We start from the raw sequence: 26,583 nt of genomic DNA on the forward strand, positions 1-26,583 counted from the left end.
GTCGACCTTGCGCTTGCGGCTACATTTTCCGGATGAATGCCACCGCCCGCCCCCTCTCGATGTTCCAGGTCCTGCTGTGTGGCGCCATGATCGTCACTCTCTCCATGGGCATTCGCCACGGCTTTGGCCTTTGGTTGCAGCCGATCACTCAGGAACAGGGATGGACGCGCCAGACCTTTTCGCTCGCCATCGCGATCCAGAACCTCTCGTGGGGCGTGATCGGTGTTTTCGCCGGCATGCTGGCCGACAAGCTGGGCGCCTTCAGGGTGCTGCTGATCGGCGCGGTCCTCTACGCGGTCGGGCTGGCCGGTATGGCGCTCTCGCCCACGCCGCTGCTGTTCGCGATGACCGCCGGGGTGCTGATCGGCGCAGCGCAGGCCGGCACCACCTACGCGGTGATCTACGGCGTCATCGGGCGGCAGATTCCGGCCGAGCGCCGCTCCTGGGCGATGGGCGTAGCCGCAGCGGCCGGTTCGTTCGGACAGTTTTTGATGGTGCCGATCGAAGGGCAACTCATCGCGCAACTCGGCTGGCATACGGCGCTGCTGGTGTTGGCCGCGCTGGTGCTGCTGGTCGTGCCGCTGGCGTTCGGCCTGCGCGAGCCGGCACGCATGGTTGTCGCCGGACACCGGGAGCAAACCATCGCGCAGGCGGTGATGGAAGCTTTTCGTTATCCGAGCTTCGGCCTGCTGATGGCGGGGTACTTCGTGTGCGGCTTCCAGGTGGTGTTCATCGGCGTGCACATGCCGAGCTATCTGCGCGACAAAGGTCTGTCGCCCGAGGTAGCAAGTTATTCGCTCGCTCTCATCGGGCTCTTCAATGTGTTTGGCACTTACGTCGCCGGTTCGCTCGGCCAGAAGCTGGCCAAGCGGAAGATCCTGGCGGCCATCTACTTCGGCAGGGCCATCGCGATAACGCTGTTCTTGCTCGTGCCGGTGTCACCACTGTCTGTCTACGTCTTCGCTGCTGTCATCGGCTTTTTGTGGCTGTCGACGGTGCCGGTGACCAATGCGCTGGTGGCGCAAATCTTTGGCGTGACGCACTTGTCGATGCTGAGCGGCTTCGTGTTTCTGGGCCATCAGGTCGGCTCGTTCCTCGGCGTCTGGCTGGGTGGTTTTCTGTACGACCGCACCGGCAGCTACGACGTCGTCTGGTACATCGCGATCGCACTGGGGGTGTTCGCTGCGCTGATCAATTTGCCGGTCAAGGAAAACGCCATCGCGCGGCCGATGCCGCAGCTCGCCTGAACTGCATGAAACGCTTGCAGCATCCTCGTCTCATTACCGCTCTGGCCTGGGCGATCGCACTGGTCGCGCTGGGCGCCGTGTTCATGCTCTATGCGCGGCCAGCGTTCATGGTGACGTTGATCGATCAGCTTTGGGCATGCTTTTGAGCACGGCGCCGAACGCCATCGATAGCGCGATGTCACAGCCGTCCGCGTGGATCGTGCGTTGGTCGCACCTTGTCCCTGCAGGCGGCCGCGTGTTGGACGTGGCATGCGGCGCGGGCCGGCATCTGCGGTGGTTTGCGGATCGCGGCCATGCAGTGACAGGCGTGGACCGCGCACCCGACGCCGTCGCATCGGCAGCACGCTGGGGCCGCGCCCTGCAGGCAGACATCGAAGCCGGACCGTGGCCCTTCGCCGGCGAAAACTTCGACGTGGTCGTCGTCACCAACTACCTTTGGCGACCCCGGCTGCCCGACATCGTTGCGGCTGTCGCTCCAGGCGGCGTGCTTCTGTACGAGACCTTCGCGGCCGGCAACGAAACGATCGGCAAGCCGTCGCGGCCCGACTTTCTGCTGCAGCCGGGCGAACTGATCACGGCCTGCGCCGGACTGCGCGTCGTGGCCTACGAACATGGTTACGAGGCGACGCCGCCACGATTCGTTCAACGCATCGCGGCCGTGCGGCTGGACGGGTCGGGAATCCCACTACGCCAACTGCTCGGGGCACCGCCTAGCCCTTAAGTAGAATGCCGGTTTTCGTCCAACCGACAAAGAGACCCCCTTGGAGCAACTGACAGGCAGCATCGTCGCGCTCGTTACGCCGATGCACGACGACGGCAGTGTCGATTACCCCGCACTGCGTCGCATCATCGACTGGCACATCGACGAAGGCACGGATTGCCTCGGCGTGGTCGGCACCACCGGCGAATCGCCGACGGTCGACGTCGAAGAGCACTGCGAAATCATTCGCGTATCGGTCGAGCAAGCCAAAGGCCGCGTGCCTGTCATGGCTGGCTGCGGCGCCAATTCGACCAAAGAAGCCATCGAGCTCGCCAAGTTCGCCCGAGGCGTTGGCGCCGATTCGCAACTGCAGGTCGTTCCCTACTACAACAAGCCGACGCAAGAAGGCCAGTACCGGCACTTCAGGGCCATCGCCGAAGCCGTCGGCGATTTGCCCGTTGTGCTCTACAACGTACCTGGCCGCTCCGTCGCCGATATGGCGCATGACACCGTGCTTCGGCTTGCTCAGGTGCCAGGCATCATCGGCATCAAGGAAGCCACAGGCAACATCGAGCGCGCCCAGTGGCTGATTCGCGATCTGCCAAAAAGCTTTGCCGTGTATTCCGGCGACGACCCGACCGCCGTGGCGCTCATGCTGTGCGGCGGTCAGGGCAACATCAGCGTCACTGCCAATCTGGCACCGCGCAAGATGCACGAGCTTTGCGTGGCGGCGATTGCCGGCGACGTCAAGCGTGCGATGCAGCTGCAATTCGAACTGATGCCGCTGCACCGCAACCTGTTCGTGGAGCCAAACCCGATTCCCGTGAAGTGGGCGATGGCGCGACTCGGTTTGTGTGGTGGCGCTCTGCGTCTGCCGCTGACCGAGCTCGACGAGGCCAGTCGCCCGGCAGTCGAAAGCGCATTGCGCGCGACCGGCCTGCTCAAGGATTGAATTCACCTTTACTCCCGCAGATCGAAGTCGCCGGCAACCTTTTGGCCGGAACCTGCTCTGAAGCTGTGGTCGCTGCGACCCATCGATTTGATCGAAACATTCCAACAAGGAAGACCACGTTGAAGAACTTTTTTACGCGATTTGCACTGCTGGCCCTGGTGGCCAGTCTCGCGGCCTGCTCCGTGCTCGAAAGCGACAAGATCGACTACAAGAGCGCCGGCAAGGCGCCCAGCCTCTCGGTACCGCCCGACCTGTCACAGCTCTCGCGCGAAAACCGCTACGCGGTTCCAGGCGGCGCGGTTTCTGCCAACTCGTATCAGACCGGCATGGCCAACGCACCGGGCCTGCCGACTTCGGTCAACGCCATCGGCGACGTGCGCATGGAGCGCTCGGGCACGCAGCGCTGGATCGTCGTCAACCGCACGCCTGAACAGCTTTGGGACCCGGTCAAGGACTTCTGGCAGGAGAGCGGATTTTTGCTGACGACAGAGCAGCGCAACGTCGGCATCATGGAAACCGACTGGGCAGAAAACCGAGCCAAGCTGCCGCAGGACATCATCCGTGGCGCCCTCGGCAAGCTGGTCGATTCGGTCTACTCGACCGGCGAACTCGATCGCTTCCGCACGCGGCTGGAGCGCACCCCCACCGGCACCGAAATCTTCGTCGCGCACCGCGGCATGGTCGAGGTCTATAACAACCAGCGCCAGGACCAGACTGTGTGGCAGACACGCCCAGTCGATCCTGAACTCGAAACCGAATTCCTGCGACGCCTGATGGTGAAGCTCGGTGTGACACAAGAGCAATCGAAGCTGCTCGCCGCGACGGCCGCGCCGGCACAAACCGCACGCATCGTGTCGGTCGCGGGTCAACCGACGGTCCAGATCAACGAAGGCTTCGAGCGCGCATGGCGTCGTGTCGGCCTGGCGCTCGATCGCACCGGCTTCACCGTGGAAGACCGGGATCGCAGCGCCGGTATCTACTTCGTGCGCTACGTGCCACCGAACGCCAACAAGGAACCCGGCTTCTTCGCAAAGATCATTACTTTCGGCCAGGCAGGCAAGGCCGACGCACCGCTCAAGTTCCGCATTCTGGTCAAGGGCCAGGGCGAAGCCAGCACGGTGTCGGTCATGAACGACGCCGGTGCGCCTGAAACCTCGGCGAATGCGCAACGCATCGTTCAGGTTATTGCCGACGATTTGAAGTAAGGCGCGAGGCGATGCTGCGTTTCCGCAGTCTCGGCAGCGGGAGCACCGGCAACGCCACGCTGGTCGAGGCGACCAGTGCGGGGCGGACCTCTCGTCTGCTCGTCGACTGCGGCTTTGCGCTGAGGCACCTCGACGTACGGCTGGCCCGCGCCGGTCTCGCTGCCGCCGACATCGACGGCGTGTTCGTGACCCACGAGCATGGCGACCATATCGGTTGCGCTCATGCCTTGTCGCGGCGCAACCGCATCCCCGTCTGGATGAGCGAAGGCACCTGGCTCGCCACTGGCGCGCGCGATTTCGAAGGTCGCCTGCACTTCGCGCTGGATGGCAACGACATCGCGATCGGCGAGATCCATGTGCAGCCGTTCACCGTGCCGCACGATGCCAAGGAACCGCTCCAATTGCGCTGCAGCGATGGCGCCCGGCACCTTGGCGTGCTGACTGATCTGGGCCATGCAACGCCGCATGTGATGCAGCGGCTCATCGGTCTGCATGCAATGCTGCTCGAGTTCAATCACGACAGCGACTTGCTGGCGGGCTCGGCCTATCCGCCGTTTCTGAAGCATCGCGTGGGCGGCAACTACGGCCACCTCTCGAACGCCGCAGCGGCCGCCATCGCACGCGCTGTTCATCACGATGGCTTGCGTCATGTCTTGGCGGCGCATCTGAGCGAGCAGAACAACCGGCCCGACATCGTGCGACGTGTGCTGGCCGAAGCGCTCGGCGCCCAAGAGCACGAGATGCTCACGGCGACTGCGGTTGAGGGCAGTGGCTGGCTCGACGTCTGACGGAGCGCTACGCACCTTCAGCTATAAAAAAAGCCGCCTTCGAAGGCGGCTTTTTTATTCACGCGGCAACGTGGTACCACATGAATGCATCACTTAGGTGCGGCAGGATCAGTCGGCTTGGTTGGATCGGCGGGCGTCATCGTGGACGTGTCCGCAGGTGCCGAAGCAGCCGGTGCAGCCGGTGCAGGTGTCGCGGTCGCGTCGGGTGCCGGCGTCGCCGCAGGTGCCGCAGGTGGGGTCACCACGACCGGTGCGGGGATCACGACTACGGGAGCAGCATCTTCTTTTTTACTGCAGGCGGTGAGAGCGGCGGCGGCCATCAAGGCGGCGATCAGAACTGACTTATTCATGAGATTCCTTTTTTTAAAGCGACGATGAAAGCAATTGTCTAAGACAAAATTCTAGTGCCGCAACCTTTCGAAAAGATGTCGATGCACCAATTCAGGCCATTGCCTTACAGGCCCAGCGTCGATGCCGGAAAGCCGGGCCTGCCCTGACGTAAACATTCGTCCAAAAGTTCTCTTAAGCCGCCGCGTCGCTCGCGATCCCGACCGCACACTCCCCGCCCCTTGTCGATGTCGATACGTTGCAGAAACCACGTCGGCGTCCAGATGGCACTGGGTACCGCCGGCGCGCCCGCCGCATTGCAAATACGGCATTCGATGATGTGGCTCCAGGTCTGGCGCCATTGCACAAAACGCGCGTGATGGCGCGCGAACACGTCGAAGTTTTTGGCAAGTACCACGCAGCTTCGGCCGGAAGCCGACCACGCCTGCAGCGCCGCGACGGTCGATCGATCGCCCAGTGGCCAATCGCTGAAATCGGGATCGCTCAACACGATCTCACGCCAGCCCTGCGCGGCCGCGGCGTCGAGCGCAAGACGCAGGCTGGACTCGAAGGCTTCGCGGCCGTCGAAGGCGCCCTCAGGCAACGGAGGCAACGGAGGCAACTTAGGCGAATCAGCCAGATCAGCTGGCATGCAACCACCCCGCTTCGCACCAGTCGCCGAGGAGCGCCAAGGCATCGTCACTGGCGCGCGCCAGGTCTCTGGTTTCGAGCGTGCGTCGATCGGCCAGCCGACGCATCAAGGTCGCGTCGCGGCCACCTGCACGGAAGCTCTCGCCGTTGATGTAGAGATGCCGCGCGTCGTAAAGCATGCGCGTGCGACGGTCGAGCGCCACCGATTGCATATCGCTCGGCACCGCACCCGCGTCGAACCACACGTTGGCATTCGGCTCGGTCATCGATTCGCCGAGCGCGCGGTCGATGGCGTCGACATCGCGAAGTGCGCGTTGCACTGCCGCGCGCGCAAAAGCCTGAAGCGCGGCAGGCACGGCAGAAGGCGTATCGACTGCAGACTGCGACGGATCGCGATAGTGGATTTGCGAGTGGGCCGGCGCGTCTTCCAGTTCGTCGGCGCTGGCCTCGGCGATGCGCGCCAGCAGGTCGGCACCGAGGCCAGCCGCAGCAGGCGCCCTGAGGCCGATCGAGTAGGTCATGCAATCGCCGCCAACCGCCACGCCATCGTGCGCATAGCGCGGCGGCAGATACAGCATGTCGCCGGCGTCCAGCACGAACGTTGTCTCGGGCTCGAAGTTCTGCAGGATCTTGAGCGGCACGTTTTCTTGCAGCGAGAGATCGCGCTGGCGTCCTATCGACCAGCGCCGCTGGCCGCTCGCCTGCAGCAAAAACACGTCGTAACTGTCGAAATGCGCGCCGACGCCACCGGTGTCGCTGGCATAGCTGATCATCAAGTCGTCGAGCCTCGCATCGGGCAGGAAACGGAACGACTGCATCAACTCATGAGCAGCGTCGCGGTGCAGGTCGACGCCTTGCACCAGGAGCGTCCAGCCCGGCTGCGCGCGCGGAGGCAGACTGCGTTTGCCGAAGGGACCGTGGCGCAGTTTCCAACCACCGGCCGCATGCCGAATGAGGCGCGATTCGACGTCGTCCTGGCTCGCCAGCGCAAAGAGCGCATCGCGATCGACCGGGGGTTGAAAGCCGGGAATGGCCTGGCGCACGAGCAGCGGCTTCTTCTGCCAGTGGCGTCGCATGAATTGCTGCGCGGTGAGTCCGCCGAGCAGCGGCAAGGGTTGTGTTGTCTCCATGGGAGAATTCTGCAATGGAAATCTCTGAACAATGTGTGGTCGGGCTTACCTGGACCATGAAAGACACGCTGGGTGAAGTGCTCGACGTGCTCGACGATCCGGTGGAGTTTTTGGTGGGTGGCGACGATCTGTTCGACGCCATCGAGCAGGCGCTGCAGGGCCATGAGCCCGGCGCCAAGGTGCAGCTTCAACTGGAGCCTGAACAGGCTTTCGGCGACTTCAACGACCAGCTTCTTTTTCTGGAGCCGCGTGCGCTGTTCCCCAAGGAAATCGAAGAAGGCATGACCTTCGACGGCGCCGCCCTGCCGGCGGGCGTGAGCGATGGGATTCCGAAGGCTGCGATCTACGTCGTCACCGAGGTGTATCCGGATCATGTGGTGCTAGACGGCAACCACCCCCTTGCCGGCATTGCGCTCAGGCTCGACATCTCCGTGCGATCGGTGCGCGAGGCGACGGAGGACGAGGTCGGTCGAGGGACGGCCGGCACAAGCTTTTTCAAGCTGTCGCCCACGGCGCCAGGCAGCGACTTGCTGCACTGACAAATCCTCATCCGCAAAAAAGCCGGGCATGCCCGGCTCTTTCAATTCGCCAGTGGCGCAAGGCCTCTGGATCAGTAGCGCGATATTTGCCCGTTGTCGATGCGCACGCGGTCGCCGATACGCAGGTCGCCCGGACTGCTCACATCGAAAGCACGGTAGCCGCCATTTTCGGTCTGGACCGACACGCGGTAGCTTTCGTAAGCACGCGGGCCATTGTTATTGGCCTCGATGCCGTTGCCCAGCAGGGCGCCGCCAACGACGCCCAGGACCGTTGCCGCAGTGCGCCCGTTACCGCGCCCGATCTGGTTGCCGAGGACACCACCTACGACACCACCGGCTACTGCACCGCCGCCACTGGTCCCGGTGCCACTGGTCTGGCTGCGGAGCACTTCGATGTTGGCAACACGGCCGTACTCGACGTAAGGGGCTGGCACTGCCGCATAGGGCTGCGGTGGCGCCTGGTACGGATAGCGACTGGTCTGATAGACCGGCGCAGGTGCTACGCATGCAGTGAGCGTGGCCAATGCAAGCACCGAGGCACTCACCGACAGGAAACGTAAATTGGTCTTCATGGTCTGACTCCTCAAAAACGCGCAACGGCGCGACAACTTGACAGGTATTCAACGCGTCAGCGACGTACCGCGCTGACGTCCGAGTACATCTTGAAACTTCAGAGCGCACAACGCGACCGCGGTTCCAGTCTTTACGTGTGAGCGCGCGAAGCGCGGTCTCGAAGGACCGCGCCTACACCCGCGCCGCAACCCACTTAACGTCAGCTGGCGGTCAGTGCTTGCCCGTCGAGCCGTAACCACCGACACCTCGCTGCGTTGCAGTGAAGTCGGCGACGACGTTGAATTGCGCCTGTATCACCGGCACGATCACCAGCTGCGCCAGGCGCTCCATCGGCTGCAATACGAACGGTGTTTCGCTTCGGTTCCAGGCGCTGATTTTCAGCTCACCCTGGTAGTCGCTGTCGATCAAGCCGACAAGGTTGCCGAGCACGATGCCATGTTTGTGACCGAGCCCGGAGCGCGGAAGAATCAGCGCCGCGTAACCCGCGTCGGCCAAGTGGATAGCAATGCCCGTCCCGACAAGTTGCCAGGCGTTGGGTTCCAGCGTGATGGGCTCATCGAGGCAGGCCCGAAGGTCGAGTCCCGCACTGCCGGGCGTGGCGTAAGTGGGCAGCGCATCGGCCATGCGCGAATCGAGAATGCGAACATCGACCTTCACTTGCTGCGCCCCTGTTGCTGGCTTTGCTTGCCCGCCTGCTGCTGCTTGAGCGCCGCGTCCTGCAGCATCTTTTGCCACTGCGCCGCGTTCTGCGGCAGCTTGAGACCACGCAGCTTGAAGGCGATCCAGAGGGCGCCTGCAAGCAGCGCCAACAGCGACGGGATCGGCACGCCTGCCTGCCACATCAGCAACAACGCGAAGAAGCCGACAGCGCTCGCGATCTTGGCCACCATCGCGCCGGTTGGCGATGTGCCGACGCCAGCCGGCACATCGGCGTTCGATGACATGCGCCGCTGCGCTGCCGCGGCGGCCGTCGCTGCGGCGCTTCCCGCCGTCCCGGCGCCATGCGGCTCCGAGTGCGGCGTCATGCCGACATCGAGCCCGTGCTCGCCCTCCTGGTGTTGCCGCTTGGGCAGGGCGGATTGGGCCGTGAGCCGCTCCACATAGCTCGCGAAGTCGCCATTCGGCGGCGTGTTCCATTCAGGATTCATGGTGCACTCCAGCCCGGCAGGCGCGCGGCTATTTCAGTCACGAGCTCACGCGCCAACGCGAGCTTGGGTGCGCGCGGCAGTTCGCGCAGGCCATTGGCGTCGACCAGCAGCAAGGCGTTGTCGTCTTGCCCAAAAGTCAACGGTCCGATGTTGCCGACCAGCAGTGGAATGCCCTTGCGCTCCCGCTTGGCCTTGGCATGTTCCACCAGGTTCTCGCTTTCGGCCGCAAAGCCGACGCAAAACAACTTGCCGCTTTGCGCTCTTGCGCTCTGTGCAACGGTCAGCAGGATGTCGGTGTTCTCGACGAAATGCAGCACCGGCGGCTGGCCGGAGCCGTCCTTCTTGATCTTGTGCGCGCTGTGGGCTGCAGGACGCCAATCGGCCACTGCGGCGGTCGCGATGAATACCGTGGCACGCGGTGCCGCCATCAAGGTTGCATCCAGCATTTCAGCAGCCGAAGTGACGTCGATGCGGGCGACGCCACGCGGCGTCGGCAAGTGGACCGGGCCCGCCACAAGCGTGACCTCCGCCCCGGCGTCGCGTGCCGCACGGGCAATGGAGAAACCCATCTTCCCGGACGAATGGTTGGTGATGCCGCGGATGGGGTCGAGCGCTTCGAAAGTCGGCCCGGCCGTCACCAGTACATGCTGACCCGCAAGCAACTTCGGCTGGAAGAATGCGGTGACGTCGTCGAGCAATTGCGCCGGCTCCAGCATGCGGCCATCACCGGTTTCGCCGCATGCCTGCCAGCCGCTGCCCACGCCGAGCACATGCGCGCCGTCGGCTGCCACCTGCATCAGGTTGCGCTGCGTGGCCGGATGCGACCACATCTCCCGATTCATGGCGGGCGCCAGCAGCAAGGGAACGCGATCGGCCGGGCGCGCGAGGCACAGCAAGCTCAGCAGTTCGTCCGAACGACCTTGCACCAGCCGCGCGATGAAATCGGCGCTGGCCGGCGCCAGCACGATGGCGTCGGCCTCGCGGCTCAGGTTGATGTGCGGCATGGCGTTGGGCTCGCGAGCGTCCCACTGCGAGCCGTAAACCGGGCGCCCCGACAGCGCCTGCATCGTGACCGGCGTAATGAACTGCTCCGCGGCCTCGGTCATGACGACCTGCACCGTGGCGCCGGCCTTGATGAAAAGACGACAGAGTTCGGCCGACTTATAGCAGGCGATACCCCCCGTAAGCCCGAGGAGGATGTGCTTGCCGGAGAGATCTTGCGTAACGTGCTGCATAGGGTGCATCGGGGAAGTTTAAGTGGCTGCTCAAGTGGTCGCACCTATAATTCCGATTTCCCACTGTCCGGGCGCAAAGCCCGGTAATGGCATGACCAAATTTGTCTTCGTCACTGGTGGTGTGGTGTCTTCCCTCGGCAAGGGAATCGCCTCCGCCTCGCTCGCCGCGATTCTCGAATCGCGGGGTCTTAAAGTCACCCTCATCAAGCTCGATCCGTACATCAATGTCGACCCCGGCACGATGTCGCCTTTTCAGCATGGCGAAGTGTTCGTTACCGACGACGGGGCCGAAACCGACCTCGACCTCGGCCACTACGAGCGCTTCATCAACACGCGCATGCGCAAGGCCAACAACTTCACCACGGGCCAGATCTACAAGAGCGTGCTCGAAAAAGAACGCCGCGGCGACTATCTCGGCAAAACGGTGCAGGTGATCCCGCACATCACCAACGAAATCCAGGAATATGTGAAACGCGGCGCCGGCATCGGCACCGCCCATGAAGTCGACGTGGCCATCGTCGAAATCGGTGGCACCGTGGGAGACATCGAATCGCTGCCGTTTCTCGAAGCGGTGCGCCAGATGAGTCTGCGCATGGGTCCGAACAACACAGCCTTCGTTCATCTGTCGTACGTGCCGTGGATCGCCGCGGCCGGCGAACTCAAGACCAAGCCGACTCAGCACACTGCCAAGGAACTGCGCGCCATCGGCATCCAGGCCGACGCGCTCATTTGTCGCGCCGACCGGCCCATTCCCAACGACGAGCGCGCCAAGATCTCGCTGTTCTCCAACGTCGCCGAGTGGGGTGTTATTTCGATGTGGGACGTCGACACCATCTACAAAGTGCCGCGCATGCTGCACGAACAAGGGCTGGACGGCCTGATCTGCGACAAGCTGCGCCTGAATACGCCGCCTGCCAAGCTCAAACGTTGGGACGATCTGGTCTACGAAGTCGAGCATCCGCAGCACGAAGTGACCATTGCCATGGTGGGCAAGTACGTCGAACTGTCCGACAGCTATAAATCGCTCAACGAAGCGCTGCGGCATGCCGGAATGAAGAACCATGCGCGCGTGAAGATCGACTACATCGATTCCGAAACCATCACGCCGCAAGACGTCGCCCGCCTCGCCAAATACGATGCCATCCTGGTGCCGGGCGGTTTCGGTCAACGCGGCGTCGAGGGCAAGATTTCAGCCGCCCGCTTCGCCCGCGAAACCAAGGTGCCGTACCTCGGTATCTGCCTCGGCATGCAGGTTGCGACCATCGAATACGCACGCAACGTCGCCGGCCTCAAAAACGCCAACAGCACCGAGTTCGATCCCGGTACGCCCTGCCCCGTCATCGCGCTCATCACCGAGTGGAAAGACACTGACGGTACCGTCAAGACGCGCGATGAAAAATCCGATCTCGGCGGCACGATGCGGCTGGGCGCGCAAAGCTCCGACGTCGCGCCGAACACGCTGGCCCACAGCATCTACGGCGACGTCGTCACCGAGCGCCACCGGCACCGCTACGAAGCCAACGTCAACTTCCTGGACGACCTGCGCCGCGCCGGGCTGGTGATTTCTGCGTTGACACAACGCGAACACCTGACGGAAATTGTGGAGTTGCCGCAAGACGTGCATCCCTGGTTCATCGGCGTGCAGTTTCATCCCGAGTTCAAATCGACGCCGTGGGGCGGCCATCCGCTGTTCAACGCGTTCATCAAAGCAGCGCTGGAACATCAGGCAGCGGGCCAGGGAACCAAGCCGCTGATGAAGGTCGTCGCATGAAAGTGCAGTCATGAAGCTTTGCGGATTCGACATCGGACTCGACAAGCCGTTCTTCCTCATCGCAGGTCCGTGCGTGATCGAGTCGGAACAGCTGCAGATGGACACCGCCGGCACGCTGAAGGAAATCACGCAGGCGCTCGGTATTCCGTTCATCTTCAAGAGCAGCTTCGACAAGGCCAACCGTTCGTCGGGCACCACCTTTCGCGGCCCGGGTCGTGACAAGGGGCTGGAAATTCTGGCCAAGGTCAGGCGCGACCTCGGCGTGCCGGTGCTGACCGACGTGCACACCAACGAAGACATCGTAGAAGCGGCCAAGGTGGTCGACGTGTTGCAGACGCCCGCCTTCCTGTGCCGCCAGACCGACTTCATCCGTGCAGTCGCCCAGTCGGGCAAGCCGGTGAACATCAAGAAGGGTCAGTTCCTCGCGCCGCACGACATGAAGAACGTCATCGACAAGGCGCGCGCCGCGGCCAAAGAAATCGGTCTCGACGAAGACAGCTTCATGGCTTGCGAACGCGGCGCCAGTTTCGGCTACAACAATCTGGTGTCGGACATGCGATCGCTGGCGATCATGCGCGAGACCCTGGCGCCTGTGGTGTTCGACGCCACGCACTCGGTACAGTTGCCGGGTGGCCAGGGCACGAGCTCGGGCGGCCAGCGCGAGATGGTCCCGGTGCTGGCGCGCGCGGCCATTGCGGTCGGCGTTGCCGGCGTGTTCATGGAAACGCACCCCGACCCGGCCAAGGCGCTGAGCGATGGTCCCAATGCGGTGCCTTTGAAGCACATGAAAGCGCTGCTTGAGACGCTGCTGGCGCTCGATGCGGTCACCAAGAAAAACGGCTATCTGGAAGACAGGTTTCAAGCATGAGTGGTTACGTCATTGCACACGTCGAAGTCACGAACCCGACGCAATACGAAGAGTATAAAAAGTGGTCGAGCGCCGCCATGCAGGCGAGCGGTGCCGAGGTGTGCATTCGCGGTGGTCAGATCGCGGTACTCGAAGGCGACTGGGCACCGACCCGCGTGGTGCTGCTGAAGTTTCCGACTTTCGAGCAAGCCAAAGCTTTCTACGACACGCCTGAATATCTGAAGGCCCGTGAAGCCCGCGCCGGTGCTGCGGTGATGCGCATGATCGCGGTCGAAGGCCTCTGATCGGGCACCGGGGTAAAGCATGAGCATCTACGAACTGACAGACGCACGGCACGGCCGGTTCGTCTACAACACCAACGACAAATTCGTCGGTCGCAGCCTCGCCATTTACGGCGAGTGGTCCGAAGCAGAAATCAGTTTGTTCCGGCAGATCGTCCGAAAAGGCGACACGGTGATCGAGGCCGGCGCCAACATCGGCACGCACACGGTGTTTTTGTCGCGTGCCGTGGGCGCGTCCGGCAAGGTACTGGCATTCGAGGCCTCGCGCCACACGCACCAGTTGCTGTGCGCGAACATGGCGCTCAACGAATGCCTGAATGTGCACGCGATTCAAAAAGCCATCGGTGGCGCCAACGGCAGTGCCTTGTTCCCGTTGATGGATCCGTCGCAGCCCGGCAATTTCGGCGAGGCCTCGTTGCGCGGCGCATCGACTGCAGCTTCCACCGAGAGCGTCGACATGCAATCGATCGATGCGTTGGCGCTGCAGCGGCTGGACTTCATCAAGGCCGATATCGAAGGCCATGAGCTGGCCTTGCTCGAAGGCGCCATCGACACCTTGCGCCGCCTGCGGCCGATCGTCTATCTCGAGATCGACTGCGCCAACGGCAAGCCCACAGGCAACCGCGACGAGCTGGTCGGTTTTCTGGAACCGCTGGGATACGCGGCGTTTTACTACATTGCACCGATGTTCAATCCTGCCAACTTCCGCGGCGTCGCCGAAGACGTCATGGGAGCGGTATCGCTCGACCTGGTGTGCGTGCCCGTCGAGCAGGCATCCATGCAGGGACTGACACAGGCCCGAGCCGGCGACGATGCAATCAGCATCGCGCCGGGCCGGCTCAACTTCAACGCTTCGACTTGGGACAATGCCCGATTCGCACGACTCTGACACCGCAAACCTTTTCAACTTCATCCTTCAATAAAAATCATGAGTGCAATCGTTGACATCGTCGGCCGCGAAATTCTCGACAGCCGCGGCAATCCCACAGTCGAATGCGACGTGCTGCTGGAAAGCGGCACCATGGGTCGGGCGGCCGTGCCGTCGGGTGCGTCGACCGGCTCGCGCGAAGCGATCGAACTTCGCGACAACGACAAGGCTCGTTACGGTGGCAAGGGCGTGTTGAAAGCGGTAGAAAACATCAACACCGAAATCTCCGAAGCCGTGCTCGGCCTCGACGCCACCGAGCAGGCCTTTCTCGACCGCACGCTGAACGACCTGGACGGCACCGACAACAAGGCACGCCTGGGCGCCAACGCCACGTTGGCCGTGTCGATGGCCGTGGCCCGCGCTGCTGCCGAAGAATCGGGCTTGCCGCTGTACCGCTACTTCGGCGGCATGGGCGGCATGCAATTGCCCGTGCCGATGATGAACGTCATCAACGGTGGGGCGCACGCCAACAACAGCCTGGACATCCAGGAGTTCATGATCATTCCGGTCGGCGCCAAGAGCTTCCGCGAAGCGGTCCGCTATGGTGCCGAAACCTTTCACGCGTTGAAAAAGATCCTGAGCGACCGCGGCATCAGCACGGCTGTCGGCGACGAAGGCGGCTTCGCACCGAGCGTCGCGAGTCACGAAGAAGCCATCCTGCTCATCCTCGAAGCGATCGACAAGGCGGGCTATGTGGCCGGCGAACAAATCGCGCTCGGCCTGGACTGCGCTGCCAGCGAGTTCTACAAAGATGGCAAGTACGTCCTCGGCGCAGAGAACCTCACGCTGTCGCCCGAAAACTGGACCGACATGCTTGCGACCTGGGTCGACAAATACCCGATCATCAGCATCGAAGACGGCATGCACGAAGGCGACTGGGATGGCTGGAAGCACCTGACCGAACGTCTCGGCAAACGCGTGCAGTTGGTGGGCGACGATTTGTTCGTCACCAACACCAAGATCCTTCAAGAAGGCATCGACAAGGGCATCGCCAATTCGATTCTGATCAAGATCAATCAGATCGGCACGCTGACCGAGACCTTCGCCGCCATCGAAATGGCAAAACGCGCCGGCTACACCGCCGTCATTTCGCACCGTTCGGGCGAGACCGAAGACTCGACCATCGCCGATATCGCGGTCGGCACCAACGCCGGCCAGATCAAGACGGGTTCGCTGTCGCGCTCCGACCGCACCGCCAAGTACAACCAGCTGCTGCGCATCGAAGAAGACCTGGGCGACGTTGCCAGCTACCCCGGCCGCGCCGCGTTCTACAACCTGAAGTAAACGGCCAGGAACCGGGTGCCCCAAGGCATGCGTTCACGCATTGTTCCCATCGTGCTGGTCTTGCTGCTCGCCGTTCTTCAGTGGCAGCTGTGGACCGGCCGCGGAAGCGTGCGCGACGTGGCGCAGCTGCGCGACAAGCTCATGACGCAGCAAGAGGCCAACGCGCGTGCGTCATTGGCCAACGAGAGGCTGTCTTCCGAGGTCAACGACCTGAAGGAAGGCCTCGAAATGGTCGAAGAGCGTGCCCGCGCCGAGCTCGGCATGGTGAAGCCGAACGAGGTGTTCGTGCAGATGACGCACTGACACTCCGCCCTGCCCGCGGAACCGTCAAACCACCGATGCCGGAGTTCTTCTCGGCCCCCGCCTTCGTGTTGTGGGGCGCACCGACCAGTTGGCTCGAAGTGGTCGCCGCGGCCATAGCGTTGGTCATGGTCGGTTGCAACATGCGCGAGATCCACTGGGGCTGGCCGCTCGCCATCGTGAGCTCGTTGCTATACGTCTTCGTCTTTGCCGAAGCACGCATCTACGGCGACGCTACGCTGCAGATCTTTTTCGCCATCGTCGCGCTCTGGGGCTGGTTTCAATGGCTGCGTGGGCACCGGGCCGACGGCAGCGAGCTGCACGTAAGCCGCCTCACGATGCGCGGCGCGTTGTGGTCGCTGGTCGCCTGCGCAGTCGCGTGGCCGCTCGTCGCACTTTTTCTGATTCAATTCACCGACACCGACGTGCCCTGGTTCGACGGATTCGCGACCGGACTCAGCCTGGTCGGGCAGTTCCTGCTCGGCCGCAAGTTCATCGAAAACTGGATCGTCTGGCTGGCCGTCAACGTGGTCAGTATCGGCCTGTTCATCCACAAGGGCCTGTGGCTCACGGTAGGCCTCTACGCGGTCTTCGCGGTGCTCAGCATCGCCGGCTACTTCGCATGGCGCCATCGATTGCGCCCAACCGCAGCCGCGGCATCGGCGCTGGAACACGCATGACTCCTTCGTTGCCCATCGGCTGCGTGATCGCCGTGCTCGGTGCCGAAAGCACCGGCAAGACCGAGCTGGCGCACGCCCTTGCCCAACGACTCAACGATCGCGGCATCGCGACCACGCTGGTCGGCGAATACCTGCGCGAGTGGTGCGACCGCGAAGGTCGCACGCCACGGCCCGACGAGCAGGCCGCCATCTGCGACGAGCAGACGCGCCGCATTGACGACGCTGCCTCACGCAGCGTCGTCGTGACCGACACCACGGCCGTGATGACCGCGGTGTACAGCGACATGCTGTTCGACGACGCTTCGCTCTTTGCATCGGCATTGGCGGCACAACGCCGCTGCGCGATCACCTTGCTCACCGCACTCGATCTGCCGTGGGTGGCCGATGGCCTGCAACGCGACGGCCCCCATGTTCGCGAGCCGGTGGACACACGCGTGCGTGCGGCGCTGGCCGGTGCAAATCTGCCGTACACCGTCGTGCATGGTCGCGGCGCCGAACGGATCGCGAATGCCTGGAACGCGATCAATTCGATCGCGGAGCGTGCAGGCGACGAAGGCAGAGATGGTCGCAACGTACGCGGCGGCAGCAGCGAAGCTGGCGGTCGCCCCACGGCATCGACCTGGACGTGGCCGTGCGAAAAATGCTCCGATCCAGCTTGCGAGCATCGGTTGTTCACGGATCTGCTGGCGGAGCGGGCGGCGCCTTTGCCGACGCCAGTTTCGACTTCTATTCCGAAGGCTCGATGACACGCACCGGTCGCCACCGCTTGATCGGCGCATGCGCTGCGGCCGCCGTGATGACGCTGACGTGTTTGCTCGCCGGCATGGCACGGCCAGCATTCGCTGCCGGCAACCTGATCGCAGTCGACGTCGAGAACAACCTGACGCCGACCACCTGCGCAGAGGAAGACAACGTCTCCCTGAAGCTGAGCGGCACCGACGTTGCGCACTTTGCCGTCGAAGCGCTGCCGCCACCGTATCTCGCATCGCTGCAAGCCGATCGTTCTGCGTCCGACTTTTCAGGATGCAACTTCAACGGCGGCGTGCACCCGACCGATCCGCGCCATGCATTCAAAGCCGCGACCCGCGTGCTGTTCGATGGCGCGCAGTGGCGCATCGTCGGCATCACGCAGTCGAGCTTCTGGCGGTCTCAGAGCGTGCCGGTGACACTCGGGTCGCGCACCTTTCGCGGTATCCATCTGCTGCAGGTGTTCAAGAAAGTCGACGGCAAGCCGCGCGAAGTGGCTGTGCTGTATCCATCCGATGGCAATTGGCGGATCAAACCGTTGCCGGAGGCGCGCTTCGGCGACGGCGCGTACGGTTCGTCGATGCTCATCGGGCCGATCGAGACTCATCAGCGGCCGGTGGTCGATATCTCGTCGATCGTCGTCACCACATTGCCTCTGTCGTTGCACCTGAAGTTCAAGGCGGGCGGCTCCGCAACGGTCACCCTTAGCGAGGTCAGCATGCTCCGCACCGCGCTCGACGTGAGACTGTCGCCCCTCACATCGCTTACTTCATCGAGGCGCGACCGTCGGCCGTTCGCCATGCTGCGCTCGATGTATGTCGCGCCCGACAACGCCGACGTGAGCGAAGTGACATGGAGGGCACCGGGGGACACATCGCCGCGCACCGAAGCACTGCCGAACGTAACCGCGCTTCAGGCCAGGCAAGTGAGCTTCGGCCGAAGCGTGCCGTCGCGCCACAACAGCAGCGCACCTGACCTGCGCTTCAGCAACTTCAGAAACTGAAGCGCCCTTTGCAGCACGCCGCGAGAGCGACCTACTGCACCACCGGGCTGGCCGGCAACTGATCCCCCGGCTCCCGAAAAATCTGCGCTGCATCGACCGCATCGAAGCGATATTGCTTGCCGCAAAAGTCGCATCCCACCTCGATGTCGCCGCGCTCGGCCAGGATGCTGTCGGCCTCTTCGACGCCGAGGCTGCGGATCATGTTGGCCACCCGCTCGCGCCCGCAAGTGCAAGCGAAGTGCGGGCCGAGCAAGCCGGCCTGCGGCTCGAAGCGCAACAGCTTTTCTTCCCAGAACAGGCGGCGCATGATGGTGTCGATATCGAGCGTCAGCAACTCATCGCGCGTCAGACTCGACGCGAGAATCGAGATGCGGTTGTAGTCTTCGTTCAAACCGATCTGGTCTTCATTGCTCTGGTCTCGGTCACGCTGCGACGTTCCCTCCAGATTGCCCTCCCCCTTCACCGGCAAGCGCTGGATCAACAGGCCTGCCGCCACCTTGTCGTCGGCCGCCAGCACCAGCGTGGTGTCGAGCTGTTCACTCTGCAGCATGTAGTGCTGCAACACGTCGCTCAGCTTGTCTAGCTTTTCGTACTGATCTCCGAAGAGCGGCACCACGCCCTGATACGGCTGCTGTCCCGGTACGCGGCTCTTGGGGTCCAGCGTGATGGCGCAGCGGCCTTTGTTGGTGACGTTGACCATGTCGGGCAAGCGCGCGTCGGCGGCCAGCTCGCCCACCACCTTGGCGGTGGCGCGCAGGCTCAGGTCGGGCATGACCTCGGCCACCGCGATCTTGACCGGCCCGTCACCGAAGATTTGCAGGATCAGCGCGCCGTTGAACTTGATGTTCGACTGCATCAAGGTCGCCGCCGCAGTCATTTCACCGAGCAACTCCGCCACGGGCGGCGGATAGGCGCCGGTCGCGCTGTTGCCGGCGCGTCGCGCCAGGATTTCCTGCCACGAATCGGTCAGGCGGACGATCATGCCGCGCACCGGCATGCCGTCGAACAGGAACTTGTGCAACTCGCTCAAAACGCTCTTCTTTCCGACGCCCTCAGGCGATCTTCTTGAGGCCCTTCGCATAGCGACGGGCGTTGTCTACATAGTGCTCGGCACTTTGGCGGAGCTTGGCGGCAGCCGCATCGTCGAGCGTGCGAACCACCTTGGCCGGTGAACCGATGATGAGCGAGTTGTCCGGAAATTCCTTGCCCTCGGTCACCACGCTGCCGGCACCAACGATCGAGTTGCGGCCGATCTTCGCGTTATTCAAGATCACCGCCTGGATGCCGATCAGCGAGTTGTCTCCGATGGTGCAGCCATGCAGCATGACCTGATGACCAATGGTCACGTTGTCGCCGATCGTCGTGGGCGAACCATGGTCGCTGTGCACCACCGACAGGTCCTGCACGTTGCTGTTGCGCCCGATGGTCAGCGTCTCGTTGTCGCCACGCAGCACCGCGCCGAACCAGATGCTGGCATCTTCACCCAGCACCACCTTGCCGATCACCTCGGCACTGTCGGCCACCCAGGCGCCAGGCGCCAGTTTCGGCGCTTCGCCGTCGAGTTCATAGAGGGCCATCGCGGGTCTCCAGGGGTCAAAAACTAGAATTGTAGGGATGCACATCCGATCGACCGCGCTGGCCGCGCTGCGCCTTGCCGACCCTGAGCAAAAGGTGGCGGCGACGCGCGCGCTGGCAGCGCTTGTCGCGGGCAACCCGGAATCGCTTTCACTCGATTTCGATCGCAGCATGACGAATGCGAAAACCGGCGTTCCGGGCCGGCCCGACCGCCCGCTTCGCGTTTCCGCGATGGATGTCGGAAGACGCTCGCCCTTCACCACCGAAGGACGCGCTGCGCTCATCCATTCGATATGCCATATCGAGTTCAACGCGATCAACCTCGCGCTCGACGCCGTGTGGCGCTTCGACGGCATGCCCGAGGCCTACTACCGCGACTGGCTGCGCGTGGCCGATGAAGAGGCGCAGCACTTCACGCTGCTGCATGCGCATTTGCAGACGATGGGCTGGCGCTATGGCGACTTCACCGGCCACGACGGCCTCTGGGCGATGTGCGAGAAAACGAAGGACGACGTTGTCGGGCGCATGGCGCTGGTACCGCGAACGCTCGAGGCACGCGGGCTCGACGCGACCCCGCTGATCCAGGCCAAGTTGCGCAGAGTGAATACCCCCGATGCGCTCGGCGCGATCGCCATCCTCGACATCATCCTGCGCGACGAAGTCGGCCATGTCGCCATCGGCAACCACTGGTACCGGTGGCTGTGCGAGCGTGACGGCCTCGACCCGATCGCGCATTACCGCGTGCTTTATCGCAAGCACGAGGCACCGCGGCTTCGAGCGCCGTTCAACCTCGAAGCGCGAGCGCTCGCCGGCTTCACAGACGAAGAGCTGAAGGCGCTCGATGAGCCCGATGCGCTGGCACGAAGCTGATGCGCTGCAGCGCCCCGGGCGAGCGGCGCGTCAGTAGGCCTTGATCGCCGCCGCCCAGCGAAGAGCATGGCGCGCACGTCGTTCGGAGGTGGTGTCAATCAGCCGCGTGGATGGTGCTGCCCGTGCAATTGCTTCAGGCGCTCGCGAGCCACGTGCGTGTAGATCGTGGTGGTCGAGATGTCCGCATGACCGAGCAGCAGTTGCACCGCCCTCAGGTCCGCGCCGTGGTTGAGCAGGTGGGTGGCAAATGCATGACGTAACGTGTGCGGCGACAGCGGCACATGTATGCCGGCGACGGTCGCCTGCTTCTTAACGATGATCCAGAACATCACGCGCGTCATCCCGGCACCGCGCGCCGTCACGAACAGGTCCGGCGTCTGTTGCCCGTCGAGGATCGCAGGCCGCGACTCTTTCAGATACCGCTCGATCCAGCGGCGCGCTTCTCCGCCGAACGGCACCAGCCGCTCCTTGTTGCCCTTGCCGAGCACCCGCAGCACGCCGTCGTTCAGGCTCATGTCGATCGCCTTCAGCGTCACCAACTCGCTCACCCGCAGGCCGCTGGCGTACATCAATTCGAGCATAGCGCGATCGCGCAGGCCGAGCGGCGTGTCGACATCGGGCGCACCGAGCAGGTCGTCGACCTGCTTTTCGGAAAGCGTCTTGGGCACGCGCATGGCCTGCCGCGCCGGCACCAGTCGCAGCGTCGGGTCGGCGGCGATGCGACGTTCGCGCAAGGCCCAGCGGTAGTAGCGCTTGAAGACCGTCAGGCGACGATTGGCGGACGTCGCCTTGCCTTTGTCGGCCAGCTTGGCTCCCATGTAGGCCTGCAGATCGTGCTCCTGCACGGTGTCGAGTGTGTTGCTGCGCGTCGCGAGCCAGCGCGCGAACAACTCGAGATCCTGCCGGTAAGCCGCGAGCGTGTTCTTGGCGAGCCCGTGCTCCAGCCAGAGCGCATCGATGAACTCATCGATCTCGGGCGTATCGACGTCAGGGGTTTCTTCTTGCAGCGCGGTCATGGCCTGCAAGATAACAAACCGCGCGCCGCGTTCGATCAATCGAGCGTGAGCTTCTGCTTGATCACGACCTGCTTGTAGACCTCGAACTCGGCCTTGATCTGCGCGGCGAACTGCTCGGGCGTGTTGGCGACGATGAGCGAGCCGGTGTCTTCGATGCGCTTTCGCACCACCGGATCCTCGACCGACTTTTTCACCGCAGCCGCCACCTTGTCGACCACTTCTTTCGGCAGGTTTTTCGGGCCGAGGATGCCGTAGTACGCCATGCGGTTGACCGGCTCCAGCCCGACCTCCTTGAAGGTCGGAACGTTCGGCAAGTCCTTCAACCGCTGCGGCGCCGACACCACGATCGGTACCAGCTGGCCGCTCTTGATGAAGGGCAATGCTGAAGGAATGTTGTCGAACATGATCGCCACCTGGCCCGCCACCACGTCGTTCAGCGCCGGGCCGGCGCCGCGGTAAGGGATGTGCGTGACGAAGGTATTCGTCAAGCTCTTGTACAGCTCCATCAGCAGATGCCCGATGCCGCCGGTGCCCGACGATGCATACGAATATTTGCCTGGATTCTTCTTGAGCTCGGCCACGAATTCGGCGTAGTTCTTTGCCGGGAACTTTGGGTTGACCGCGATGATGTTGGGCGTCGCGGCGATGTTGGTGATCGGCGTGAAGTCGTTGATCGGGTCGTACGGCGTCTTGGGGTTGATCGCCGGGTTGGCCGCCGTGCTCGACACGGTGGCGACGCCCAGTTTGTAGCCGTCGGGTGCCGCGCGTGCGGTTTCGGCTGCACCCACGATGCCGCCGCCGCCCGCGCGGTTGATGACGATCACCGGCTGACCCAATGCCTTGCCCAGCGGCTCGGAGATCACGCGCGCCACGATGTCGGTCGTGCCACCGGGTGCGAACGGCACGCTCAACTCGATCGGCTTGGTCGGGTAGCCCTGCGCTGAGGCGGGCGAAGCGAGCAAGGCGGCGAGCACGGCAAGCCCGGTGACTTCAGCGAGACGGACAAAAGTGCTCAATGGGCGGCGTGGCATCAGCGAACTCCTGGTAGTCGTCAACAAAACGATCGAACGAAACGGGAAGCCGAAATGCTACCGGCATGCCGGCGGCCACAGTGCTGTGGAATACCCCGCAAACACGGGATTCAGACGAAAGGTGCGCTTTGCGCCAACGCCCACTCGACGTGCTCGCGCACCAGCGCACTCGGGTGCAATGCACGCGTCGCGAGCGCGGCCGCGGCCCGCGTATCGCCCGCACGCAGGGCGTTGCCCAAACCGACCGCCACGTTGCGCAGCCAGCGCTCATGGCCGATACGGCGAATAGGGCTGCCTTCGGTAAAGCGGAGAAACGCTTCTTCCGTCCACGCGAAGAGTGCGGCGAGATGCTGTCCGCTCAAGCCGTCGCGTTCATCGAAGTCGGGCAGCGCACTTTTCTTCGCGAACTTGTTCCATGGGCAGATCAGCTGGCAATCGTCGCAGCCGTAGATGCGGTTGCCGATGGCCGCGCGCAGTTCGACCGGAATCGGGCCCGCATGCTCGATCGTCAGATACGAGATGCAGCGCCGCGCGTCGAGCCGATGCGGCGCGATGATCGCCTGCGTCGGGCAGATGTCGATGCAGGCGCTGCAACTGCCGCAATGCGCGGTAACGGGTTCGCTCGGCGGCAGCGCGATGTCGACGTAGATCTCGCCGAGAAAAAACATCGAGCCCGCATCGCGGTCGAGCACCAGCGTGTGCTTGCCGCGCCAGCCCTGGCCGCTGCGTGAAGCCAGCTCGGCCTCGAGCACCGGCGCTGAATCGGTGAAGACGCGGTGCCCGAAAGGTCCCAGCGTTTCGGCGATGCGGTCGGCCAGTTTCTGCAGGCGTGAGCGAAGCACTTTGTGATAGTCCCTGCCCCTTGCGTAGACCGAGACAATGCCTTCGCCGGTCCGTTCGAGCCGTTCGAATTCGATGCCCTGCCAGCCTTCCGGCGTCGCCCGGGGCAGGTAGTCCATGCGCGCGGTGATCACGCTCACCGTGCCGGGCACCAACTCCGCAGGCCGCGCCCGACGCAATCCGTGCGCGGCCATGTAGGCCATTTCGCCGTGAAAGCCGTTGTGAAGCCAGTGCCCGAGTCCGGCCTCGGCATCGGCGAGGTCGATGCCCGCAATACCGATTTGGGAGAATCCCAACTCACGCGCCCACTCTTGTATGCGCGCCACGACATCCAGCGTCACCAAATCACGAGCCACGAGTTGAGTACCGACCACACGCCGATTGTAGAAACGCCCTTGCAGGCGGCACCGTTGCCATCGCTGGCAACGGAACTGCCAGCGGTGCTGCAATGGCACACCGAGGCCGATACCGACGCCTTTGCGCGCTGCATGGCCACGGCACCAATGTTGCGGGATGCCTTCATCGCGCTGCATGGCGAGCTCGGCGCGGGCAAGACGACCTTCGTCCGGCACCTGCTGCGTGCGCTTGGCATCGAAGGCCGCATCAAGAGCCCGACCTATGCGGTCGTCGAGCCGCACGAAGCACCCGATGGGCTGTCGATCTATCACTTCGACTTCTACCGTTTCAACGACCCTCGCGAATGGGACGATGCAGGATTCAGAGACATCTTCGCGGGCCCCGGACTGAAGCTCGCCGAATGGCCCGACAACGCTGCAGGCCGCATTCCGGTTGCAGACCTCGCTCTTAAAATGGAAGCAATGACAGACGACTCACGTACCGTGACACTGCTCGCGGGCACGGCCCGCGGTTTCGCCTTGTTGGCGCATCTCGACAGCGCCAGGCCAAACTCAGGACCCATCGCCGCATGAAGCGCCGCGATCTTCTTCAAGGCGGCACCCTGGCTCTGCTGCTCGGCGTGCAGCAAATCGCACGTGGGGCGACCATCGTGGCGGTGCGCGTCTGGCCCGCCGCCGACTACACCCGCGTCACGATCGAATCCGATGCGCGCCTGCAAACGCAGCAGCTCACCGTGGGCAGCCCGCCGCGGCTGGCGGTCGACATCACCGGCATCGAGCTCAATCCGCAACTGCGCGAGCTGGTCGGCAAGATCAAGCCGGGTGATCCGTACATCAACGGTTTGCGCGTCGGGCAGTTCGCTCCCAACGTCGTGCGCATCGTGTTCGACCTGAAGCAGGCGGTGATCCCCCAGGTGTTTTCGCTGGCGCCGGTGGCGGCCTATCGCGACCGGCTGGTGCTCGACCTGCATCCCCAGGAGCCGCTCGACCCGATGGAAGCGCTGATTGCCGAGCGCCTGCGCGACGCGCCTTCTTCCACTGCCAAGGGCGATGCCGATACCAACGTCGCCGGTTTCTCGCCGCATGAGCCATCGCGTTTTCCGCCGCATTTGCCGACTGCACCCGGCGCGCCGGTGCCACCGGCGCCTGTAAGGCCCGGCACGGCCGCGGTCGATCCGCTCGGCGAACTCATGGCTCAGCAAGCCGGGCGACCCGGGCCTGCCGTCTCTGCGCCGCCGGCCGCGCCCGGTCGCTCTCCGGGCGCGCCATCGCCCCTGCCGCCCACGCTACCGCCCTTGGTCGGCTCGATCCCGCTCAAACCAGTGCCTGCAGCGCCGCCATCGGTGGTCGCGCGCAGCGGCACAGCCACTGCCAACCGCACCGACCGCCTCATCATCGTCGCCCTCGATCCGGGGCACGGCGGCGAAGATCCGGGCGCCACCGGACCGGCCGGCACGCGCGAAAAAGACATCGTGTTGCAGGTCGCTTTCAAGCTGCGCGACCGCATCAACGCCAGCAGCGTCAACGGCAATCCGATGCGCGCGTTTTTGACGCGCGATGCCGACTTCTTCGTGCCCCTCGGCACGCGCGTTCAGAAGGCGCGTCGTGTTCAGGCCGACCTGTTCGTGAGCATCCATGCCGACGCGTTCACGACGCCGGCAGCCCGCGGAGCCAGTGTGTTTGCACTGAGCCAGCATGGCGCATCCAGCAGCGCGGCGCGCTACATGGCCAACAAGGAAAACGAATCCGACAAGGTCGGCGGCATCAACGTCGGCGACCATGAGATCCAGGTTCAACGCGCCTTGCTCGACATGAGTACGACGGCGCAGATCAACGACAGCCTGAAGCTCGGCAGCGCGATGCTGGGCGAAATCAAGAACGTCGGTGCGCGGCTGCATAAGGGCGAAGTCGAACAGGCAGGCTTCGCGGTGCTGAAGGCGCCGGATATCCCGAGCGTGCTGGTCGAAACCGCCTTCATCAGCAACCCTGAAGAAGAAGCGAACCTCCGCAGCGTTGCATACCAGGACAGCTTGGCGGAGGCCCTGATGCGCGGCATTCAGCGCTACTTCGCGCAAAACCCGCCGTTGGCACGCAGCCGGCAGCTGTAATTTTTCGCACAGTCAGCGCTAGGTGCAGCGGGTCGTTATCGCGCATCGATCGGTCGCTGTTGCGCGCAACCTTGCGGGGCGGTCACCTACAGCCCGCATGCGCGCGGCTGCCTAAGTTGAGTGCACTACTACTCTAAGGTGGACATCATGCAAACACGTATCTGGATCGCGGCGGCCGTCGCAACGTCGGTGATGGCTTTGTCTGGCTGTGCCGGCACAGGCCCCAATCAGCAGTTGGGCGTTGCAGGCGGCGCGGTGGGCGGCGCACTTCTTGGAAACGCGATCGGCGGCAACGCCGCCGCCACGGTCGGAGGTGCCGCCATCGGCGGGTTGATCGGCAATGAAGTGGGCAAGAACTCGGACCAACGCAATAACGCCAATCGCGGGTACTACCCGAACAACGGCCCCCGTTACTAAGGCACTACCGGCC

Annotated in this window: 32 protein-coding genes; 20 read left to right on the forward strand and 12 right to left on the reverse strand. The window is 63.7% G+C overall.

Going from position 1 to position 26,583, the window contains the following annotated elements; translation table 11 throughout:
• The first annotated feature begins 32 nt into the window (after positions 1–32).
• The 6 genes from QN397_RS21570 to QN397_RS21595 all read left to right on the forward strand — a co-directional run bounded on the left by QN397_RS21570 (position 33) and on the right by QN397_RS21595 (position 4,892).
• Complete coding sequence (locus QN397_RS21570; RefSeq protein ID WP_323496146.1) at positions 33–1,247, forward strand: MFS transporter; 1,215 nt, start codon at positions 33–35, stop codon at positions 1,245–1,247.
• A gap of 5 nt (positions 1,248–1,252) precedes the next feature.
• Complete coding sequence (locus QN397_RS21575; protein ID WP_323496147.1) at positions 1,253–1,393, forward strand: hypothetical protein; 141 nt, start codon at positions 1,253–1,255, stop codon at positions 1,391–1,393.
• A 29-nt stretch (positions 1,394–1,422) separates the two neighbouring features.
• Positions 1,423–1,968, forward strand: coding sequence for a class I SAM-dependent methyltransferase (locus tag QN397_RS21580; RefSeq protein ID WP_323501876.1), 546 nt, complete (start codon positions 1,423–1,425; stop codon positions 1,966–1,968).
• Between the two features lie 40 nt (positions 1,969–2,008).
• Positions 2,009–2,899 carry a 4-hydroxy-tetrahydrodipicolinate synthase gene (dapA, locus tag QN397_RS21585; protein WP_323496149.1) on the forward strand — a complete coding sequence of 297 codons (891 nt, stop codon included), beginning with the start codon at positions 2,009–2,011 and terminating at the stop codon, positions 2,897–2,899.
• A 119-nt stretch (positions 2,900–3,018) separates the two neighbouring features.
• Positions 3,019–4,104: an outer membrane protein assembly factor BamC gene (gene bamC / locus QN397_RS21590; protein WP_323501877.1), complete on the forward strand. Its 1,086-nt coding sequence runs from the start codon at positions 3,019–3,021 to the stop codon at positions 4,102–4,104.
• 11 nt (positions 4,105–4,115) lie between these two features.
• Positions 4,116–4,892, forward strand: coding sequence for an MBL fold metallo-hydrolase (locus tag QN397_RS21595; protein WP_323501878.1), 777 nt, complete (start codon positions 4,116–4,118; stop codon positions 4,890–4,892).
• Between the two features lie 89 nt (positions 4,893–4,981).
• Here QN397_RS21595 and QN397_RS21600 read toward each other — a convergent pair whose 3' ends face one another.
• The 3 genes from QN397_RS21600 to QN397_RS21610 form a co-directional block, all read right to left on the reverse strand.
• Entirely contained in the window at positions 4,982–5,242 is a 261-nt protein-coding gene (locus QN397_RS21600; RefSeq protein ID WP_323501879.1) for a hypothetical protein, read from the reverse strand.
• Positions 5,243–5,346: 104 nt separating this feature from the next.
• On the reverse strand, positions 5,347–5,832 hold the full coding sequence (locus QN397_RS21605; RefSeq protein WP_323501880.1) for a hypothetical protein: 486 nt from the start codon (positions 5,830–5,832) through the stop codon (positions 5,347–5,349).
• A gap of 28 nt (positions 5,833–5,860) precedes the next feature.
• Positions 5,861–7,000 carry a cupin domain-containing protein gene (locus QN397_RS21610; RefSeq protein ID WP_323501881.1) on the reverse strand — a complete coding sequence of 380 codons (1,140 nt, stop codon included), beginning with the start codon at positions 6,998–7,000 and terminating at the stop codon, positions 5,861–5,863.
• Positions 7,001–7,014: 14 nt separating this feature from the next.
• Between QN397_RS21610 and QN397_RS21615 the strand changes: the two genes are divergently transcribed.
• Complete coding sequence (locus tag QN397_RS21615) at positions 7,015–7,539, forward strand: FKBP-type peptidyl-prolyl cis-trans isomerase (protein ID WP_323496154.1); 525 nt, start codon at positions 7,015–7,017, stop codon at positions 7,537–7,539.
• Positions 7,540–7,610: 71 nt separating this feature from the next.
• Here QN397_RS21615 and QN397_RS21620 read toward each other — a convergent pair whose 3' ends face one another.
• From QN397_RS21620 to coaBC, 4 genes are all read right to left on the reverse strand, one after another.
• Positions 7,611–8,111, reverse strand: a complete 501-nt coding sequence (locus QN397_RS21620; RefSeq protein ID WP_323496155.1) for a glycine zipper 2TM domain-containing protein — start codon at positions 8,109–8,111, stop codon at positions 7,611–7,613.
• Between the two features lie 211 nt (positions 8,112–8,322).
• Positions 8,323–8,769, reverse strand: a complete 447-nt coding sequence (gene dut, locus QN397_RS21625; RefSeq protein WP_323496156.1) for a dUTP diphosphatase — start codon at positions 8,767–8,769, stop codon at positions 8,323–8,325.
• Positions 8,766–9,260 carry a hypothetical protein gene (locus QN397_RS21630; RefSeq protein ID WP_323501882.1) on the reverse strand — a complete coding sequence of 165 codons (495 nt, stop codon included), beginning with the start codon at positions 9,258–9,260 and terminating at the stop codon, positions 8,766–8,768. Before QN397_RS21630 ends, dut begins: the two co-directional genes overlap by 4 nt.
• Positions 9,257–10,495, reverse strand: coding sequence for a bifunctional phosphopantothenoylcysteine decarboxylase/phosphopantothenate--cysteine ligase CoaBC (coaBC, locus tag QN397_RS21635; RefSeq protein ID WP_323501883.1), 1,239 nt, complete (start codon positions 10,493–10,495; stop codon positions 9,257–9,259). Before coaBC ends, QN397_RS21630 begins: the two co-directional genes overlap by 4 nt.
• A gap of 91 nt (positions 10,496–10,586) precedes the next feature.
• Here coaBC and QN397_RS21640 point away from each other — a divergent pair, with 91 nt between their 5' ends.
• The 9 genes from QN397_RS21640 to QN397_RS21680 are packed head-to-tail and all read left to right on the forward strand — an operon-like array spanning position 10,587 to position 18,357.
• Positions 10,587–12,266: a CTP synthase gene (locus QN397_RS21640; protein WP_187051397.1), complete on the forward strand. Its 1,680-nt coding sequence runs from the start codon at positions 10,587–10,589 to the stop codon at positions 12,264–12,266.
• 10 nt (positions 12,267–12,276) lie between these two features.
• Positions 12,277–13,134, forward strand: a complete 858-nt coding sequence (gene kdsA, locus QN397_RS21645) for a 3-deoxy-8-phosphooctulonate synthase (protein ID WP_323496159.1) — start codon at positions 12,277–12,279, stop codon at positions 13,132–13,134.
• Positions 13,131–13,418: a DUF1330 domain-containing protein gene (locus QN397_RS21650; RefSeq protein ID WP_323501884.1), complete on the forward strand. Its 288-nt coding sequence runs from the start codon at positions 13,131–13,133 to the stop codon at positions 13,416–13,418. The genes kdsA and QN397_RS21650 overlap by 4 nt, the downstream gene beginning before the upstream one ends.
• A 19-nt stretch (positions 13,419–13,437) precedes the next feature.
• Positions 13,438–14,304: an FkbM family methyltransferase gene (locus QN397_RS21655; protein ID WP_323501885.1), complete on the forward strand. Its 867-nt coding sequence runs from the start codon at positions 13,438–13,440 to the stop codon at positions 14,302–14,304.
• Between the two features lie 39 nt (positions 14,305–14,343).
• A complete protein-coding gene (gene eno, locus QN397_RS21660; RefSeq protein WP_187051394.1) occupies positions 14,344–15,627 on the forward strand; it encodes a phosphopyruvate hydratase in 1,284 nt (427 codons plus the stop codon).
• Positions 15,628–15,654: 27 nt separating this feature from the next.
• Positions 15,655–15,930 carry a cell division protein FtsB gene (gene ftsB / locus QN397_RS21665; protein WP_323496161.1) on the forward strand — a complete coding sequence of 92 codons (276 nt, stop codon included), beginning with the start codon at positions 15,655–15,657 and terminating at the stop codon, positions 15,928–15,930.
• A 35-nt stretch (positions 15,931–15,965) separates the two neighbouring features.
• Positions 15,966–16,607: a nicotinamide riboside transporter PnuC gene (gene pnuC / locus QN397_RS21670; protein WP_323501886.1), complete on the forward strand. Its 642-nt coding sequence runs from the start codon at positions 15,966–15,968 to the stop codon at positions 16,605–16,607.
• Positions 16,604–17,353, forward strand: a complete 750-nt coding sequence (locus tag QN397_RS21675) for an ATP-binding protein (protein ID WP_323501887.1) — start codon at positions 16,604–16,606, stop codon at positions 17,351–17,353. The genes pnuC and QN397_RS21675 overlap by 4 nt, the downstream gene beginning before the upstream one ends.
• Positions 17,350–18,357, forward strand: coding sequence for a hypothetical protein (locus QN397_RS21680; protein WP_323501888.1), 1,008 nt, complete (start codon positions 17,350–17,352; stop codon positions 18,355–18,357). The genes QN397_RS21675 and QN397_RS21680 overlap by 4 nt, the downstream gene beginning before the upstream one ends.
• Before the next feature lie 31 nt (positions 18,358–18,388).
• On the opposite strand, the gene QN397_RS21685 is transcribed toward QN397_RS21680, so the two are convergent.
• Together QN397_RS21685 and QN397_RS21690 are read right to left on the reverse strand one after the other, a co-directional pair.
• The gene (locus tag QN397_RS21685) at positions 18,389–19,387 is read right to left on the reverse strand and encodes an Hsp33 family molecular chaperone HslO (protein ID WP_323501889.1); all 999 of its coding nucleotides are present in this window, start codon (positions 19,385–19,387) and stop codon (positions 18,389–18,391) included.
• Between the two features lie 22 nt (positions 19,388–19,409).
• Entirely contained in the window at positions 19,410–19,934 is a 525-nt protein-coding gene (locus QN397_RS21690; protein WP_323496166.1) for a gamma carbonic anhydrase family protein, read from the reverse strand.
• A gap of 37 nt (positions 19,935–19,971) precedes the next feature.
• On the opposite strand from QN397_RS21690, the gene QN397_RS21695 reads away from it, so the two are divergent.
• Positions 19,972–20,802: a ferritin-like domain-containing protein gene (locus tag QN397_RS21695; protein WP_323501890.1), complete on the forward strand. Its 831-nt coding sequence runs from the start codon at positions 19,972–19,974 to the stop codon at positions 20,800–20,802.
• Positions 20,803–20,900: 98 nt separating this feature from the next.
• Here QN397_RS21695 and xerD read toward each other — a convergent pair whose 3' ends face one another.
• The 3 genes from xerD to queG all read right to left on the reverse strand — a co-directional run bounded on the left by xerD (position 20,901) and on the right by queG (position 24,006).
• On the reverse strand, positions 20,901–21,818 hold the full coding sequence (gene xerD / locus QN397_RS21700; protein ID WP_323501891.1) for a site-specific tyrosine recombinase XerD: 918 nt from the start codon (positions 21,816–21,818) through the stop codon (positions 20,901–20,903).
• Between the two features lie 35 nt (positions 21,819–21,853).
• Positions 21,854–22,849, reverse strand: coding sequence for a tripartite tricarboxylate transporter substrate binding protein BugE (locus QN397_RS21705; RefSeq protein WP_323496169.1), 996 nt, complete (start codon positions 22,847–22,849; stop codon positions 21,854–21,856).
• A gap of 110 nt (positions 22,850–22,959) precedes the next feature.
• Positions 22,960–24,006, reverse strand: a complete 1,047-nt coding sequence (gene queG / locus QN397_RS21710) for a tRNA epoxyqueuosine(34) reductase QueG (protein WP_323501893.1) — start codon at positions 24,004–24,006, stop codon at positions 22,960–22,962.
• A gap of 42 nt (positions 24,007–24,048) precedes the next feature.
• On the opposite strand from queG, the gene tsaE reads away from it, so the two are divergent.
• From tsaE to QN397_RS21725, 3 genes are all read left to right on the forward strand, one after another.
• Positions 24,049–24,618, forward strand: coding sequence for a tRNA (adenosine(37)-N6)-threonylcarbamoyltransferase complex ATPase subunit type 1 TsaE (gene tsaE / locus QN397_RS21715; protein ID WP_409053759.1), 570 nt, complete (start codon positions 24,049–24,051; stop codon positions 24,616–24,618).
• Positions 24,615–26,153 (forward strand): N-acetylmuramoyl-L-alanine amidase, encoded by a 1,539-nt coding sequence (locus QN397_RS21720; protein WP_323501892.1) that lies wholly within the window; start codon positions 24,615–24,617, stop codon positions 26,151–26,153. The genes tsaE and QN397_RS21720 overlap by 4 nt, the downstream gene beginning before the upstream one ends.
• A 147-nt stretch (positions 26,154–26,300) precedes the next feature.
• On the forward strand, positions 26,301–26,570 hold the full coding sequence (locus tag QN397_RS21725; protein WP_187051385.1) for a glycine zipper domain-containing protein: 270 nt from the start codon (positions 26,301–26,303) through the stop codon (positions 26,568–26,570).
• Positions 26,571–26,583 lie beyond the last annotated feature (13 nt).

The organism is Variovorax sp. RTB1 (assembly GCF_035018765.1).
Lineage (GTDB): Bacteria > Pseudomonadota > Gammaproteobacteria > Burkholderiales > Burkholderiaceae_C > Variovorax.